This is a genomic window from Pedobacter sp. UC225_65, assembly GCF_042698365.1.
GTDB lineage: Bacteria > Bacteroidota > Bacteroidia > Sphingobacteriales > Sphingobacteriaceae > Pedobacter.
In genome coordinates this window covers 3,262,049-3,277,854 of the sequence record NZ_CP170550.1, presented here as the reverse complement: position 1 = coordinate 3,277,854, position 15,806 = coordinate 3,262,049, and the positions used below count along the sequence as shown (strand labels likewise).

Below are 15,806 nucleotides of genomic sequence, written 5' to 3'. Positions count from 1 at the left end.
TAATTCTTATTTTATTAGGGGTTGATGTAACAAATTTACAGCATGGGTATTTCAAATACTTTTCTGTTATATATTTGATATAATAACCATCAACATTCCTAAATTATGATAAAAAACTACTTTAAAAAGCTATGTGTGGCCTTTTTAATTGTAGGTAGTTTAAACGCTACTGCGCAAGAAGTACCAACACCTAAAGCCCATTTTGGTTTTACCATTGGCGATGATTATCAATTGGCCAATTACACCCAAACGGAAGCTTATTTTAAAAAACTAGCCGCTACTTCTAAGCGGGTAAAACTAGTAGACATAGGCAAAACCGAAGAAGGAAGATCGCAATATATGCTGATCATCTCTTCGCCAGAAAACTTGAAAAACCTGGATCGTTATAAAGATCTCTCAAAAAATGGCACGCGCCGAAGGTTTAAGCCCTGAAGAAGCCAAAAAATTGGCCAAAGAAGGTAAAGCCGTGGTTTGGATCGATGGAGGTTTGCATGCCAACGAAGTAGTTGGGGCACACCAATTGATCCAGATGGCCTACAATTTATCCAGTCGTACAGATGCAGAAACCACCAATATCTTGGATAAGGTAATTGTATTGATGACCCATGCCAACCCTGATGGCCAAGAATTGCAAAGCGATTGGTACATGAGAGAGAAGAATCCAAAGAAAAGATCTTTAAGTGGCTTACCTCGCTTGTACGAAAAATATGCAGGGCACGACAACAACAGGGATTTCTTTATGCTTAACCTTAAAGAGACCCAAAACATGGGCAGACAACTTTTTGTAGAGTGGATCCCACAGATCATGTACAACCACCACCAAGCAGGTCCTGCCGGAACGGTAGTAGCTGGCCCACCGTATCGTGATCCATATAACTATGTTTTTGATCCAATGGTATTGACCAGTATCGATGCCGTAGGTGCGGCGATGCACAACAGGATGAATGTGGAAGGGAAACCAGGCTACACGCAACGTGGTGGTTCTGTGTTTTCTACTTGGTATAATGGCGGTTTACGTACCACTACTTATTTCCACAATATGATCGGTCTATTGACAGAGATTGTTGGCGGACCAACACCTTCGGAGATTCCTTTGGTGCCCGCTCGTCTATTGCCAAACGGTGATTCGCCAAACCCTGTATTGCCTCAAAAATGGTATTTCAAAAACTCTATCGACTATTCAATTTCATTGAATTATGCCGTTTTAGGATATGCACAACGTTATAGCGACGAGTTATTGTACAATATCTACCAAATGGGTAAAAACTCTATCGATAGAGGAAGTAAAGACACTTGGTCGTTCTCTCCGAAAAAGATAGACGCGATCAATGATGCTTATCAAAAAGATAGAGCTGCACTTGTAAGTAGTGCGGGAAGAGGAGGAATGCCTGTAAAATATCTGGATACAGTAATGAAGGCTCCTCAAAACAGAGATGCCAGAGGTTATATCCTATCAGCCGACCAACCAGATTTTACCACAGCGATTCGTTTCTTGAACGCATTGATCAGAACGGGTATTGGTGTACAAAAAGCAACCGCTCCATTTACTGTTGCTGGTAAAAATTATCCTGCCGGAAGTTATATTGTTAAAACCGACCAGGCCTTCCGTCCGCACATTTTAGACATGTTTGAACCACAAGACCATCCAAATGATTTTAAATACGAAGGAGGGCCTCCAATTGCCCCATACGATGCCGCTGGTTGGACATTAGCATACTTAATGAATGTGAAATTTGACAGGATTCTAGACAAGTTTGACGGCCCTTTCGAAAAACTTCCTTATGGCGAACTCTTAAAGGCTACGCCAAAAGCACTTCCATCGGGTAGTGGTTATGTATTGAGCTCAAGTGCAAACGAAAGCTACCTAGCCGTAAACGAATTGTTAAAAGGTGGAGCAGAAGTTTATCGCAATACTGCTGACGGTTCTTTCTATGTTCCTGCATCTGCAAAGGCAAAAAGCATCTTAGACAAAGCTGAACATGGTTTTGGAATGAGGGTAATGGCCGCTCAAAAACCGGCCAAAGCGGTTAAGATCGCACCATCTCGCATCGCGATTTGGGATACTTATGGTGGTTCAATGGATTCGGGATGGATCCGCTTCATTATGGAGCAATACCATTTTGACGCTACGGTAATCTACCCTCCAGATGTTGACGCTGGAAACTTAAAAGACAAATTCGACGTCATTGTATTTGTTGATGGTTCTATTCCTGCATACAATCCAAATGCAACAGCTGCAGCAGGCAATAGAGGTGGTTTTGGTGGCCCTGCCCCAGAATCTATCCCAGAAGAATACAGAGCGCGTATTGGTCGCATGAGCCAAGACAAATCAATCCCTCAATTGAAGAAATTCTTAGAGGCAGGTGGCGAAATTGTAGCCATTGGTAGCGCCACAAACTTGGCGGCCCATTTAGAGCTACCTGTACGCAATGCCATGGTAGAATTGGTAAATGGCACAGAAAAAAGATTACCTGCCGAGAAATATTATGTGCCTGGTAGCGTACTAAATGTTGCAGTAGATACCAAACAACCTGCCAACTGGGGTACTGATCGTACAACCGATGTTTATTTCGACAATAGCCCTGTATTTAAGCTGAGCCCAGATGCAGTATCGAGCGGAAGAATCAAACCTTTGGCTTGGTTTGCCAATGCTACTCCTTTGCGTAGTGGTTGGGCTTGGGGCCAAAGCTATCTTCAAGATGGTGTCGCCGCTTTTGAGGCAGATTATGGTAAAGGTAAATTGTTTGCCTTTGGTCCAGAAATTACCTTCAGAGCACAAACACATGGTACATTTAAATGGATGTTTAACCAATTGTACAAATAATTTAATTAACTGTTCATAACTATAGAAGCCTCGACCCGAATAGGAGTCGGGGCTTTTTTACTTCTAGCTTACCGTTCAAAAACTAAGCTGGCTTATCTTTGTAGTATGAAAGTAGAAATTTGGTCAGACGTAATGTGTCCTTTTTGTTATATCGGCAAAAGACATTTTGAAAAGGCAATCGAAAAATTACCCTTCAAAAATGAGGTTGAGGTAGAATGGAAGAGTTTTCAGCTTAATCCAGAATACCAGAACACCACCAACGAAGATCTATATACTTATCTAGCCCGTAGCAAGGGCATGACTGTGGAACAAGCAAAACAAATGACTACACAGGTGGTAGCAATGGCCAAAAATGCTGGATTGGATATTGACTTCGGCACAAACATCCCCGCCAACTCTTTTGATGCCCATCGTTTGATCCATTTTGCCGCAAGCAAAGGCCTACAAGACCAAGCAGAAGAAGCTTTATTCCAAGCCCATTTCATAGCTGGAAAAGACATTGCCAAAGCGGCTGTTTTGATCGATATTGCTAAAGACCTTGGCCTTGATGCCAACGAAACATTGGCCATCTTGAAAGGTGACGATTTTGCTGAAGGTGTGCGTTATGACATTTACGAAAGCCAGCAATTAGGGGTTAGAGGTGTGCCTTATTTTGTATTTGACAGAAAATATGCGCTGTCTGGCGCACAGCCTATAGAAGCCTTTGAAAGCGCAATTACCCAAAGCTTTACTGAATGGAAAGCTACACAGCCTAAAACTCAGCTTACCTCATTGAACAAAAATGATGATGCAGTTTGTGATGAAAATGGTTGCGAAATCTAATACAAGCAAATAAATTCAGCTTATCTTTTTAGAGGTTGTAAGAGATATTCCAAACCATTGAGTTTGATTTCGTACATCGTGGCCAATAACATGCCCAGTTTTCCCGGCGGAAAGCCTTTGCTATGAAACCAAACCAGGTAAGTTTCTGGTAGGCTAGAGATGATCCAACCTTTATATTTGCCAAAAGGCATTTTCATAACAACCAATTCTTGTAACAATTGTGGCTCCATAGTTGGGTTTTGACTTGTAAGTTACGGGTTTAAACCCACAATAGGTTAAAGAATCAATTCTAGCATTTCTATTGCTTCATCAACATTTGCAATATTATCAAAAGAATCCGAAGCGAATCTTTAACCTCTTTTAAGTTACATAAACGTTGGTGAACCTGCGCAAAGGCCAAAACCTTATTGAAAACCTCCGAGTCGAAAAATTTCGATTGTTTGTCGCTGATAAAGTAACCTCTCAAGATATTCTTCTTAAAGCTCAACTTCTCAAAGCCCAAACGCTTACCTACCCATTGCAGGCGCAAAACCTTTAACATTACCTTTACCGGCTGTGGCACAGGGCCAAAACGATCTTTCAGTTCCTGTTCAAAGGCCAAGAGCTGCGTGTCGTTTTCTAATTTTGACAGTTCTGTATATAGATTATATCGTTCTGTGATGCTGGTTACATAATCATCTGGGATATGCAGTTCCAAATCGGTATCAACCTGCGTAAAATTAACATAGGCCCGTTCTGGCTCATCTTTGAACAAGTCTTTAAACTCTGCATCCTTCAGTTCCTGAATAGCTTCGTCCAAAATCTTGTTGTACATTTCAAACCCGATCTCTGCAATAAAACCACTCTGCTCTCCTCCTAAAAGGTTACCGCTGCCTCGAATATCCAAATCACGCATGGCGATGTTAAAGCCACTGCCCAAGTCCGAGAACTCTTCTATGGCACTCAATCGTTTTCGCGCTTCGTTGGTCAATGTTGATAGGGGAAGACTCAACAAATAACAGAATGCCTTTTTATTGGATCTACCCACACGACCTCGCATCTGATGCAGATCGCTCAAGCCAAACATATGTGCATGGTTGATGATGATCGTATTGGCATTGGGGATATCCAAGCCCGCCTCAATAATGGTTGTAGCCACCAAAACATCTTTTTCACCGTTGATAAAATCGAGCATTACGTCCTCCAGTTGATCACCATCCAATTGTCCGTGCGCGATACCAATTCTTGCTTTTGGCACTAATTTTTGAATCAATCCACCCAATTGAGCCAGATCGTTCACTCGGTTATGGATAAAGAAAACCTGCCCTCCCCTGTCCAGTTCAAACTGTACCGCTTCTTGGATCAATTTATCATTGAACACATGGAGTTCGGTATTTACAGCTTGTCTATTGGGGGGTGGTGTACTCATGATAGACAAATCCCTTGCACCCATCAAAGAAAAGTGTAGGGTTCTAGGAATTGGGGTAGCAGTTAGGGTAAGGGTATCCACGTTTACACGCAAGGCCTTTAGTTTCTCTTTTGCAGCAACACCAAATTTCTGCTCCTCATCAATGATCATGATGCCGAGGTCTTTGAATTTTACATCCTTGCTCAATAAACGGTGCGTACCGATCACAATGTCTACCTTACCTTGGGCTAAGCGCTCTAAGGTCTCTTTGATCTGCTTAGAAGTTTTAAAACGATTGATATAATCCACCGTACAAGGAAACTCCTTTAAACGTGACGAAAATGTTTTAAAATGTTGCAGGGCCAAAATCGTTGTTGGCACTAAAACCGCAGCCTGTTTGCCATTGGCAACTGCTTTAAATGCCGCACGGATTGCGATCTCTGTTTTTCCGAAGCCTACATCCCCACAAACCAAACGGTCCATTGGGTGTGGTGCTTCCATATCTTTTTTTACATCTGCCGTTGCCTTAACTTGATCGGGTGTATCCTCATAAATAAAAGAAGCTTCAAGCTCTGTTTCCAAATAGCCATCGGGCGAAAAAGCAGTCCCTACTTGCGCCTTTCTCATGGCATAAAGCTTGATCAGGTCTCGGGCAATGTCCTTAACTTTTTTTTTTGTGGTTTTCTTTAGCTTGTCCCAGGCCTCTGTTCCCAATTTATTCATTTTGGGTTGCGTGCCATCTTTTCCGCTAAATTTAGCAATGCGGTTTAAGGAGTTGATGTTTACGTAAAGCAGGTCGTTATCGGCATAAACCAAACGGATCATCTCTTGCATCTTGCCATTTACCTCTACCTTTTCTAAGCCTGCATATTTTCCGATACCATGGTCTATATGGGTTACAAAATCTCCCGGTTTAAGTTCTCTTAAATCTTTTAAGGTAATTGCCTGGCTTCGTTGATAACCCTTTTTTAATTGATACTTATAAAAACGGTCAAGAGTCTGGTCAATCGGTATAAAAAGCAACTTTCTGTTGTGCATCTACAAAACCCTCACGCAATGGGATATTGACCGGTGTAAATTTTGCCGTTTTATCAATGTCGTCTAAAATAGCATATAAACGCTCTGTCTGTTTGGTAGAGTTGGTAAATATGAAATTGTGGATCTGTTGTCCTTCGTTTTGTTTCAGGTTTTGGATCAACAGGTCAAAATCTTTATTAAATGAAGGTTGTGGTTTGGTCTCAAATGGGATAACATGGTCTGCCTGATAAAAAAACTGTTTCCCAAACTCAACCAAGGCAAAATCCTGAAAAAGATCGGCCAACATCTTCTCATCAGAAAATGAAAATTTAGGATCAAGCCAATTGGGGTTCTGTTGTTTCTCTGCCAAAGCCAACGCTTTCCAAAGCTCAACGGCCTTTTTATAGCCTCCTTTTACAATATCAAGGGTATATTCAACATCTTTGAACCAAAGTTGGGTGTCTTTTTCTATATAATCTAAAAGACTGATGTTGTTCTCTGTTAAAAACTTGGCCTGTACGTTAGGTACAATGGTCAAACTTTTCACATCATCAACGGAAAGTTGGCTTTCAATTTCAAAAGTCCTGATGCTTTCAATGGTATCGCCAAAGAACTCGATCCGATAGGGAAGTTCGTGCGAGAAAGAGAAGATATCTACAATACCCCCACGGATAGAAAATTGTCCTGGTTCATACACAAAATCGGCACGTTCAAAATCGTAATCGAACAAAAACTCGTTGATAAAATCTATTCCAAGTTTGATGCCCACACTGATCTCTAAGGTGTTCTTTTCCAAAACGGACAGGTCAATTACCTTTTCGGCCAAGGCTTCTGGGTAGGTCACCACGATCTTTCCATATTCAGATTGGTGGTTCAGCTCGTTCAGCACTTCGGCCCTTGCCAATACATTTGCCGTATCTATCTGCGTAAATTCAAATGCCTTACGAAATGACGAAGGGAAAAGTAGGATTTCCTTGCCTAGGATACCTTCAAGGTCCGACAGGAAATAAGCTGCCTCTTCTCTATTAGGTAAGATAAACAACTGGGGTTGATGCAATAAAAAGTAGGTTGAAATAGCAATTATGGCATCGGCAGAACCCACCAATCCCCTTAGTTGGGTTTTACTCCCCTTCCCTTTGTTTAACGACTGTGCTACCGCAACAACACGCTCGTCTGTTTTATATCTGTTGATCAGGTCGCGAATGTTCACTATGTAAAGGTAAAAAAAGTATTGCGTATTGAGGTAGGAGATTTGATACTACCTTTAAATAAAGTAATATCGCTTAACATTTGTTCGGGGCAACAGGGGATTTGGTCGATATTTTTTTTCGGTTCGTCGAGTTCAATCTTAATGCTGTAACAAAAAACATATCATTGCTTCTAAATTATATAAAACGAGAAACATGAAACACTTTAAAAGCTTACCCCTAGAACTATTCTTCTGGATTACCGCTTTGGTGTTGTTAGCAACAGCTGATCCACATGAACATCATTTTACCCTTTGCCCTTTGGCAAATTTAGGTTTAACTTGGTGCCCGGGATGTGGATTGGGAAGGTCGATAACTGCATTGTTTCACGGAGATGTAAGTGCAAGCTTTTCACATCATTGGTTTGGTATACCGGCTTTGATATTGATCTGTTACCGCATCTTTCAGCTCAGCAAAAATTTATTTAACAAAGAGTTTAATTTAAAATATAAGGAGGATTAGCAATGTTTGACTCACAATTTATGGCATTACCGGGCATTACCCCGCAAGAATATAGCTACTTACAAACCGCTACAAATGGTTTGAACGAACAACAAGTAAGAACCTTTCTGATGATCTATACAGGTAAAAGGAAGAACCCAAGCGACATGCTCCTTTTCTGTGTAATCGGATTGTTCTTGGTTCCAGGGCTACAGCGCTTTTTAGTTAACCAGATCGGCATGGGCATACTCTATCTATTTACCGGAGGTTTATGTTTAATTGGTTCGATCGTCGATATCGTCAACCACAAAACCCTTGCCTTTGAATACAACCAACGTATGGTTTTTGAAAGCCTACAAATGGTTAGAATGGGAAGTTTCCAATAGAACCCACAAACAAACTACATAAAATAATCCTTATCTGTTTAAAAGCGGGTAGGGATTTATTATTTTTATAGCATGAAGTTAGCTGAGATTACCAATTACCTTGAAAGTATTGCGCCTTTACACTATCAAGAAGACTACGATAACGCCGGGCTATTGGTGGGCAATGGCAACGACGACGTGCATGCTGCACTGGTTGCGCTAGATTGTACCGAGCAGATTGTAGACGAAGCCATTGCCAAAAATTGCAATCTGATCATTACGCACCATCCAATTGTTTTCAAAGGTCTAAAAAAGCTGAACGGCAAAACCTACGTAGAGCGTGTAATCCTAAAGGCGATCAAAAATAATATCGCTTTATATGCCATACATACCAATTTGGACCATGTTGCCCATGGGGTAAGTGGCGAAATCTGTAAAAGATTAGGGTTACAAAATGCCAAGACCTTGGCGCCGAAAAGTAATCTGTTGAAAAAACTGGTTACTTTTTGCCCCATTGCAAATGCATCAGTTGTTAGAAATGCCTTGTTCGCTGCAGGGGCTGGAAACATTGGCAACTATAGCGAATGTAGCTTCAATGCAGAAGGAACGGGAACGTTTAAAGCGGGCGAAAATACCGACCCTTTTGTAGGAGAAAAAGGGCATCAACATCAGGAAGCGGAAATAAAAATCGAGACTATCTTTAAGGTCCAAGACGAACGTAAGGTCATTTTGGCCTTGTTAGAACACCACCCTTACGAAGAAGTGGCTTACGACATCTATGCTTTGGCCAACAAACTGGATAATGTGGGCGCAGGTATGGTGGGTTGGTTACCTGAAGAAATGGATAACCATGATTTTCTCCATCTGGTTAAAGACAAAATGAAGGCCCAGGTAATCAGGCATACCGAGCTGCTCCCTAAAAAGATCAAAAAAGTTGCGGTTTGTGGCGGATCTGGCAGTTTTTTGTTAAAAGACGCGATTAGCGCTGGTGCTGACGCCTTTATCACGGCCGATTTTAAATACCATGAGTTTTTTGACGCAGAAAGACAATTGGTAATCTGCGACATTGGCCATTACGAAAGTGAACAATTTACATCTAATTTGTTGATAGATAATATTCAAGAAAAATTTCCTAACTTTGCAATCCGTTTAACGGAGCATAATACAAACCCCATAAATTATTTCATTTAATGGAACAAACAGTAGAGCAAAAGCTAAAAGCTTTATACGAATTACAAAACCTGCATACAAAGATTGATAAAATACGTCAAATTCGTGGCGAGTTACCAATGGAAGTAGCTGATTTAGAGGATGAAGTAGCCGGATTAGAAACACGTATACAAAAAATCAAAGCTGAATTAGACGATACTGAAGATGCTATTGTAACACGTAAAAACATGATCAAAGAAGCACAATCTTTGATCAAAAAATACGAAAAACAATTAGAAGACGTAAAAAATAACCGTGAATACGATGCTTTAACCAAGGAAGTTGAGATTCAGAATTTAGAGATACAAGTTTGCGAGAAAAAAATCAAGGAACATGGTTTTGAAATCGCTTCTAAAACTGAGGTCTATGATCAGGCTTTGGCTAACCTTGAGGCTAGAAAAGGCGACCTAGATCTTAAAAAAGGAGAATTGGAAACAATTACCGCTGAAACTGAAAAAGAAGAACAAGCTTTGTTGAAAAAAGCGGATAAAGCAGAAACTCAGATTGAAGAGCGTTTGTTAACAGCCTACCACAGGTTAAGAACCAATGCTGTAAATGGTTTAGCGGTAGTAACGATCGATAGAGATTCTTGTTCAGGTTGTTTCAACCAAATCCCACCTCAACGTCAATTGGATATCCGTCAACGTAAAAAAGTAATCGTTTGCGAGCATTGCGGAAGAATCTTAGTAGATGAGGCCCTAACTCACGAGTTAGCAGAAGCGTAACAATCAACCAAATATAATACTAGGCCAGATTTACATCTGGCCTTTTTTATGCCCTTTTCTTTTTAGAATTTATAAACGATCGCGTTGATGTGCATTCCTGCTCCAACCGAAGCGAATACAGCGTATTGCCCTTTTTCAATTTGATATCCCTTAACTTTTCCCGCCAGCACCAGATCGATCAAGGTAGGATCGTGGCCACTGAGCTATTGCCCAACCATGAAATGGTCATCGGCACCAAATTGTCTGGCACACTGTCCAGATCATAAAGTTTAAACAAGCGTTTCATGATCGCATTGTCCATTTTACCATTGGCCTGATGGATAAATACCGTTTTGATCATCTAATGAGATACCAGCCTTATCTATTGCTTTTTTAACCACCTGTGGCACATTGATTACCGCAAACTCATAGAGCTTACGTCCATTCATTTTTAGATAGGTATTACCATTGGTTTCGCTAGGGTTGTTGCTACTTCCCATAACCAACAATGAGGCATAATTGGCAAAGGTCTGGCTTTTATGTGCAATGATTCCTATTGGTTCTTCAGACTCTTTAGCTTCGAAAACTACCGCACCCGCACCATCAGAGAAAATCATACTATCTCTATCGTGTGGATCGATCGATCCTTGAGAGCGTTTCTGAGCCAATAACCAATACTTTCTTGGCATCTCCACTCCTGATCAGGTAATCGGCTTGTATAGCGCCTTGTACCCATCCTGGGCAGCCAAAAATGATATCATAGGCAACACAGTCAGGATTTTCTATCGCAAGTTCTTGCTTTACCTTAGCCGCCAAGGCTGGTAACATGTCCATCCGGTTCGAACCGTTCTTTACATCGCCAAAATTATGACAGAAGATGATATGATCTAAGCTTTCTTTATCTGCCCCGGCTGCAAGTAATGCCCTTTGAGCAGCAATTGTAGCAATGTTGCTATTCAATAGATCACAATCCGCATAACGTCGCTCAACAATCTCTGTGATCTCACTAAACTTGTGGATGATTTCTGTATTTTCTTTATCTAGCTTAATGCCATTGTCGAAAAAAGACGCTTCCATGAAATGGTCGCCAGAGATGATATTTTCAGGTATATAGCTCCCAGTCCCAGTAATAACCGAATAAATTTTGTTCATAATGCCCTTAGTGTACCGTATACCAATATGGTATTTAGTATAAAAATATTATATTTTAATTGAAATTAAAAATAATTATGAGAAATCATCAATTAAAAATACAAATAATTCTTTGGGGCCATGTGCACCCAACACCAAAGTCTTTTCGATATCCGCTGTTCTGCTTGGTCCGGTAATGGTACTGATCATGGATGGGATTTGGGTTCCATACTTGTTTTTCAACAGCTGAAATGCATCTTTCAAATCTAAAACCAGTTGTCCGGTTCGGGCAATCACAATGTGTTGATGTGGAAAGATACTGAGCCTACGTCCGGCAGCGTCTTGGTTGCTCACCATTACCGACCCATTGCGGGCAATAAGGGCTTCACATAAGGTGATTCCGACCTCAGCTTGCTCAAATCCTTTATCCGTTTGGTAAAAAGGGAACTCATAATGGCTCAACAGCGCCTGCAGCTCTGGTTCCCAACAATAGATCTTACGCCAATTGAAACGATCAGCCAGCTCCAAGATATTCTCTATAAAATCAACCCCGTTTTCACAGAAAATAAAGTTGCCAGCAACATTTGTCAATTGCTCTGCAAATAGAATCTCCAACTCTTCTGTATTGGTCTGATAAAGCTGGCTTTCTTCTAAATTAGGATAAGGGTTATCCCGCTTTTCGAGCAGGGCCTTCCTAATTTTCTTTAGCATAAGTTCTTTTGAAGAAATGTTCTCTTTCATAGTTGATGACCAAAATTACTTAACCTGGCCCATATAAACAAAGAAGCAACCTGATTTCAAGTTGCTTCTTTGTTCGATTATCTAAAATAATATTATTTCGCTTCTTCTTCTACATGAGCAGCAGGAGCGCTTGGATCAGTTGTTGCACCAACCCCATCGTGGATTAGGCCCTGTGCAGCAGGAGTTTGGTCTCCTGTGCCATTCACAAACTCATCATAAGTAGTTCTATTGTCGAACGGACGTTTACCTAAAATCTCTTCTAGATCCGCTTGGAAAAGAATTTCTTTTTCGATCAGTTTCTGTGCTAGTTTTTCTAGTCCATCACGTTTATCGGTCAATAATTGCTTAGTCCTGTCATAAACGCCACTGATCAATGTTCTTACTTCATTATCAATCATTTCTGATGTTTTTTCAGAATATGGCTTATTGAAGTTGTACTCATTTTGTGGATCATGGAAGGAAACGTTGCCAATGGTCTCGTTCATACCATATATCGTTACCATCGCATAAGAAAGTTTGGTAATGCGTTCTAGGTCATTCTGCGCACCAGTAGAGATTTTGCCAAAAACCAAGTCTTCCGCAACTCTACCCCCCATTGTCATACACATACCATCTGTCAATTGTTCGGTCGTATACAAGAACTGTTCTTTAGGCAAATATTGTGCATAACCTAATGCGGCAACTCCACGTGGCACAATCGATACCTTAACCAATGGGTCTGCATGTTCTAAGAACCATCCCGCAATCGCGTGACCAGCTTCATGGTAAGCAACAATCTTTTTCTCTTCTGGAGAGATCAATCTTGTTTTTCTTTTCTAATCCACCAATTACACGATCAATCGCATCTTGGAAATCTTGCATATCTACAGATTCTTTATTGCGACGCGCCGCGATCAAAGCAGCTTCATTACAAACATTCGCAATTTCTGCACCTGCAAAACCTGGAGTCTGAGCCGATAGTTTTTTAGCATCAACTTCTTCAGCCGTCTTGATTGGTTTCAAGTGTACTTTAAAGACTCTGCTCACGACCAATCAGGTCTGGCTTATCAATAGAAATCTGTCTGTCAAAACGTCCCGGACGCATCAAAGCAGAATCCAATACATCTGGTCTGTTTGTTGCAGCTAAAATGATAATTCCAGAATCTGTACCGAAACCATCCATCTCTACCAATAGTTGGTTCAATGTGTTTTCGCGCTCATCGTTACCACCCATCATGCTGTTTTTACCACGGGCACGACCAATGGCATCAACCTCATCGATAAAGATGATACATGGCGCTTTGTCTTTAGCTTGTTTAAACAAATCACGAACACGAGAAGCACCCACACCTACAAACATCTCCACAAAGTCTGATCCAGACAGAGAGAAGAAAGGAACCTGTGCTTCACCTGCTACGGCTTTTGCCAATAACGTTTTACCGGTACCTGGCGAACCTACCAATAAAGCTCCTTTAGGGATTTTACCTCCCAGATTGGTATATTTTTTAGGGTTCTTAAGGAAATCTACAATTTCCATTACCTCTTGTTTCGCTTCTTCTAGGCCTGCAACATCGTTGAATGTAATGCTTACTTGGCTCTCTTTGTCAAACAGGGTTGCTTTGGATTTACCAATATTGAAAATCTGGCCGCCACCGCCGCCGCCGCCACCGCCCATGCGGCGCATCATGAAGATCCATAGCCCTGCAAAAAGCAATAACGGAAGTACGATTGTAATAAAGCCACTTAACCAAGGGCTGGATTTTGAACTGGCTGTTACAAAAACCTTGTCTGATTTTGGCACTGCAGCCTGTGCTTCTTTTAGTCTATCATCCAAAGTTTTTGAATCCGTCATTACAATTTTCGCAATAGGAGCATTTTTAGACATACTCAACGAATTTGTGTTGATATATGGCTTATACTTTGGATCTGATTTCTTGGCGTCTTTGATGTAGATTTCTGCGGTATAGGTTTCGCCATCTGACGACTTGTAACCTACCAATTGTTTTACATCGCCAGGAAGCAACATCTTCTCTTCAAAATCTTGGTAACTAATTGTTTTAACCTCGTTGTTGTTAAACATAAAATTCACCACCAACAAGCCAACGATAATGGCCGCATAAACCCAAAATATATTAAATTTAGAGCCTTTTTGTGGTTTCTTAGGGATATTTGGGATACGCTTGATCTGTTTTGGTTTGGTATCTGTATTTTGATTTTCTTTCATCTTAGTTCAAATCTGTGTTAAATAATTGGCTTAGGCGCTTTTATAGGTTGTGGTCTCGGCATCGCCCCATAGGTCTTCAATTCCGTAGAAATCACGTTTTTCGGTTCTAAAAATATGGACTACAACATCAAAATAATCTAGAATGATCCATTCGGCATTGTCTAAACCTTCTTTTCGCCAAGGGTGGGTTTGGGTTAATTTATAGATTTCATCTTCAACACTATCGGCAATTGCCTTAACCTGTGTAGAAGAATCTGCATTGCAAACAACAAAATAATCGGAAACAGAACTATTGAGTTCTCTCAAATCTAAACGCACAATGTCGTGTCCCTTTTTTTCTTGGATGCCTTGAATAGCTATTTCTGAGAGGTATGTAGAAAGATTTGCGGTTTTCTTTTTTACCATTAAATTTTTTTAATTTTGATCAACAACAAATATAAAATCAACACTTGCAAAATAACACTTTTTCAACATTATTTGTTGGTCAAAATCTTATCAATTTATTAGCGGTTGATTCTACTAATAACTTTTTGAAGAATTTACTGTCAAAATCCGAGCCATTACCAGAAGGAACTGTAATTATGGCAGAAGATCAGTTTGCCGGAAGAGGTCAACAGCAGAACAGCTGGCATGCTGAACCTGGTAAGAACTTAACTTTTAGCCTTTTTCTTAAGCCCACATTTTTACCGTTAAACCAACAATTTTTGCTGAATATGGCCATTAGTATTGCCATAAACAATGCTTTAAGTGTTTACTTACCTAAGGGATTGAGCATCAAATGGCCCAACGACATCTATTTTAATCACCAAAAACTGGGTGGCGTTTTGATTGAAAACGCTATCATGGGTAATACCATTAAAAATGCCATAATTGGTATTGGATTGAACATCAATCAGCCAACATTTCCAGAAGAATTGAGCACAAAGGCGACGTCATTATATCAAATTTTACAAGAAAATGTTAATTTGCACAAATTATTGGCAGAGATTTGTAGTCAGATAGAAAGTTTATACTTACAGCTAAAGGCTAATAATTATACTTTATTGATGCAAAATTACGTTGATAAGCTATATAAGATCAACGAAACTTCATTATTCCGCCAAAATGGCGAAGTTTTTGAAGGTATGATTACTGGCGTAACAACAACTGGTTTGCTCAACGTGGTAAGAGACAACGAAACAAGCCAATATAATTTTAAAGAAATCGAATTTTTAAACTCAAAATAATGAAAAGAATAACCTTAATTTTAACCTTAGTTTTTTTTAGCAGTCTAGCTGCTTTTGCGCAGTTAGAAAATCCTGTAACATGGTCTTATAAAGCAACCAAGATCAGTAAAACAGAAGCCGAAGTATATATCAAAGCGACTATTGATGAGGGATGGCATATCTATTCTCAAAATCTTAAACCAGGTGGACCAAATAAAACAGAGATTGTTTTTAAACCATCAAAAGATTTTACTTTGGTTGGCAAAACCAGCGAACCAAAACCTATTGCAAAATATGAAAAGACCTTCAAAATGGACGTAGCCTATTTCGAAAACGAAGTGATCTTTAAGCAAAAAGTAAAACTGAACAAAGGCACAACAGCTGTAAAAGGAACTGTTAGTTATTCGGTATGTAATGAAAAATCATGTTTACCTCCTGCTGATGTAGAATTTAGCGTTCCAATAAAATAGGTTATCCCAACATATTCAAAAGCTCCTAAATATTTGGGGG

Annotated in this window: 15 protein-coding genes and 2 pseudogenes; 9 read left to right on the top strand and 8 right to left on the bottom strand. The window is 40.2% G+C overall.

The genetic code is table 11. The features are described from left to right. The first annotated feature begins 105 nt into the window (after positions 1-105). The 3 genes from ACFJIZ_RS17230 (at position 106) to ACFJIZ_RS17220 (ending at position 3,646) form a co-directional block, all read left to right on the top strand. Complete coding sequence (locus ACFJIZ_RS17230) at positions 106-432, top strand: M14 family zinc carboxypeptidase (RefSeq protein WP_379086803.1); 327 nt, start codon at positions 106-108, stop codon at positions 430-432. Further along, positions 404-2,824 carry a M14 family metallopeptidase gene (locus tag ACFJIZ_RS17225; RefSeq protein WP_379086800.1) on the top strand — a complete coding sequence of 807 codons (2,421 nt, stop codon included), beginning with the start codon at positions 404-406 and terminating at the stop codon, positions 2,822-2,824. Before ACFJIZ_RS17230 ends, ACFJIZ_RS17225 begins: the two co-directional genes overlap by 29 nt. A 105-nt stretch (positions 2,825-2,929) precedes the next feature. Then, entirely contained in the window at positions 2,930-3,646 is a 717-nt protein-coding gene (locus ACFJIZ_RS17220) for a DsbA family protein (protein ID WP_379086797.1), read from the top strand. Positions 3,647-3,666: 20 nt separating this feature from the next. Here the strand turns inward: ACFJIZ_RS17220 and ACFJIZ_RS17215 are convergent, their stop codons facing one another. Next, positions 3,667-3,876 (bottom strand): DUF3820 family protein, encoded by a 210-nt coding sequence (locus ACFJIZ_RS17215; RefSeq protein WP_379086794.1) that lies wholly within the window; start codon positions 3,874-3,876, stop codon positions 3,667-3,669. Positions 3,877-3,921: 45 nt separating this feature from the next. Beyond that, positions 3,922-7,260, bottom strand: a pseudogene (mfd, locus tag ACFJIZ_RS17210) (transcription-repair coupling factor). Positions 7,261-7,453: 193 nt separating this feature from the next. On the opposite strand from mfd, the gene ACFJIZ_RS17205 reads away from it, so the two are divergent. The 4 genes from ACFJIZ_RS17205 to ACFJIZ_RS17190 all read left to right on the top strand — a co-directional run bounded on the left by ACFJIZ_RS17205 (position 7,454) and on the right by ACFJIZ_RS17190 (position 10,037). Further along, the gene (locus ACFJIZ_RS17205; RefSeq protein WP_379086792.1) at positions 7,454-7,759 is read left to right on the top strand and encodes a DUF2752 domain-containing protein; all 306 of its coding nucleotides are present in this window, start codon (positions 7,454-7,456) and stop codon (positions 7,757-7,759) included. A 2-nt stretch (positions 7,760-7,761) separates the two neighbouring features. Continuing rightward, complete coding sequence (locus tag ACFJIZ_RS17200) at positions 7,762-8,124, top strand: TM2 domain-containing protein (RefSeq protein ID WP_379086789.1); 363 nt, start codon at positions 7,762-7,764, stop codon at positions 8,122-8,124. Between the two features lie 72 nt (positions 8,125-8,196). After that, a complete protein-coding gene (locus tag ACFJIZ_RS17195) occupies positions 8,197-9,294 on the top strand; it encodes a Nif3-like dinuclear metal center hexameric protein (protein ID WP_379086786.1) in 1,098 nt (365 codons plus the stop codon). Further along, positions 9,294-10,037: a zinc ribbon domain-containing protein gene (locus tag ACFJIZ_RS17190; protein WP_379086783.1), complete on the top strand. Its 744-nt coding sequence runs from the start codon at positions 9,294-9,296 to the stop codon at positions 10,035-10,037. The genes ACFJIZ_RS17195 and ACFJIZ_RS17190 overlap by 1 nt, the downstream gene beginning before the upstream one ends. A 178-nt stretch (positions 10,038-10,215) precedes the next feature. On the opposite strand, the gene ACFJIZ_RS17185 is transcribed toward ACFJIZ_RS17190, so the two are convergent. The 6 genes and pseudogenes from ACFJIZ_RS17185 to rsfS all read right to left on the bottom strand — a co-directional run bounded on the left by ACFJIZ_RS17185 (position 10,216) and on the right by rsfS (position 14,496). After that, positions 10,216-10,377, bottom strand: a complete 162-nt coding sequence (locus tag ACFJIZ_RS17185) for a hypothetical protein (protein WP_379086780.1) — start codon at positions 10,375-10,377, stop codon at positions 10,216-10,218. Next, positions 10,340-10,633 (bottom strand): hypothetical protein, encoded by a 294-nt coding sequence (locus ACFJIZ_RS17180; RefSeq protein ID WP_379086777.1) that lies wholly within the window; start codon positions 10,631-10,633, stop codon positions 10,340-10,342. The genes ACFJIZ_RS17185 and ACFJIZ_RS17180 overlap by 38 nt, the downstream gene beginning before the upstream one ends. Before the next feature lie 7 nt (positions 10,634-10,640). After that, positions 10,641-11,168, bottom strand: coding sequence for a 3-oxoacyl-ACP synthase III family protein (locus tag ACFJIZ_RS17175; RefSeq protein ID WP_379086774.1), 528 nt, complete (start codon positions 11,166-11,168; stop codon positions 10,641-10,643). A 75-nt stretch (positions 11,169-11,243) separates the two neighbouring features. Continuing rightward, the gene (locus ACFJIZ_RS17170; protein WP_379086771.1) at positions 11,244-11,888 is read right to left on the bottom strand and encodes a lactate utilization protein C; all 645 of its coding nucleotides are present in this window, start codon (positions 11,886-11,888) and stop codon (positions 11,244-11,246) included. Positions 11,889-11,980: 92 nt separating this feature from the next. Then, positions 11,981-14,091: pseudogene (ftsH, locus tag ACFJIZ_RS17165) on the bottom strand (ATP-dependent zinc metalloprotease FtsH). A gap of 30 nt (positions 14,092-14,121) precedes the next feature. Next, positions 14,122-14,496 (bottom strand): ribosome silencing factor, encoded by a 375-nt coding sequence (gene rsfS, locus ACFJIZ_RS17160; RefSeq protein WP_055133032.1) that lies wholly within the window; start codon positions 14,494-14,496, stop codon positions 14,122-14,124. Positions 14,497-14,540: 44 nt separating this feature from the next. Here rsfS and ACFJIZ_RS17155 point away from each other — a divergent pair, with 44 nt between their 5' ends. Both ACFJIZ_RS17155 and ACFJIZ_RS17150 read left to right on the top strand, forming a co-directional pair. Further along, complete coding sequence (locus ACFJIZ_RS17155) at positions 14,541-15,317, top strand: biotin--[acetyl-CoA-carboxylase] ligase (protein WP_379086768.1); 777 nt, start codon at positions 14,541-14,543, stop codon at positions 15,315-15,317. After that, positions 15,317-15,766 carry a protein-disulfide reductase DsbD N-terminal domain-containing protein gene (locus ACFJIZ_RS17150; RefSeq protein ID WP_379086765.1) on the top strand — a complete coding sequence of 150 codons (450 nt, stop codon included), beginning with the start codon at positions 15,317-15,319 and terminating at the stop codon, positions 15,764-15,766. The genes ACFJIZ_RS17155 and ACFJIZ_RS17150 overlap by 1 nt, the downstream gene beginning before the upstream one ends. Positions 15,767-15,806: the final 40 nt, after the last annotated feature.

Coding starts and splice junctions, on each gene's coding strand:
- ACFJIZ_RS17230 (WP_379086803.1), top strand. CDS start 106: ATGATAAAAAACTACTTTAAAAAGCTATGTGTGGCCTTTTTAATTGTA.
- ACFJIZ_RS17225 (WP_379086800.1), top strand. CDS start 404: ATGGCACGCGCCGAAGGTTTAAGCCCTGAAGAAGCCAAAAAATTGGCC.
- ACFJIZ_RS17220 (WP_379086797.1), top strand. CDS start 2,930: ATGAAAGTAGAAATTTGGTCAGACGTAATGTGTCCTTTTTGTTATATC.
- ACFJIZ_RS17215 (WP_379086794.1), bottom strand. CDS start 3,876: ATGGAGCCACAATTGTTACAAGAATTGGTTGTTATGAAAATGCCTTTT.
- ACFJIZ_RS17205 (WP_379086792.1), top strand. CDS start 7,454: ATGAAACACTTTAAAAGCTTACCCCTAGAACTATTCTTCTGGATTACC.
- ACFJIZ_RS17200 (WP_379086789.1), top strand. CDS start 7,762: ATGTTTGACTCACAATTTATGGCATTACCGGGCATTACCCCGCAAGAA.
- ACFJIZ_RS17195 (WP_379086786.1), top strand. CDS start 8,197: ATGAAGTTAGCTGAGATTACCAATTACCTTGAAAGTATTGCGCCTTTA.
- ACFJIZ_RS17190 (WP_379086783.1), top strand. CDS start 9,294: ATGGAACAAACAGTAGAGCAAAAGCTAAAAGCTTTATACGAATTACAA.
- ACFJIZ_RS17185 (WP_379086780.1), bottom strand. CDS start 10,377: ATGATCAAAACGGTATTTATCCATCAGGCCAATGGTAAAATGGACAAT.
- ACFJIZ_RS17180 (WP_379086777.1), bottom strand. CDS start 10,633: ATGATTTTCTCTGATGGTGCGGGTGCGGTAGTTTTCGAAGCTAAAGAG.
- ACFJIZ_RS17175 (WP_379086774.1), bottom strand. CDS start 11,168: ATGAACAAAATTTATTCGGTTATTACTGGGACTGGGAGCTATATACCT.
- ACFJIZ_RS17170 (WP_379086771.1), bottom strand. CDS start 11,888: ATGAAAGAGAACATTTCTTCAAAAGAACTTATGCTAAAGAAAATTAGG.
- rsfS (WP_055133032.1), bottom strand. CDS start 14,496: ATGGTAAAAAAGAAAACCGCAAATCTTTCTACATACCTCTCAGAAATA.
- ACFJIZ_RS17150 (WP_379086765.1), top strand. CDS start 15,317: ATGAAAAGAATAACCTTAATTTTAACCTTAGTTTTTTTTAGCAGTCTA.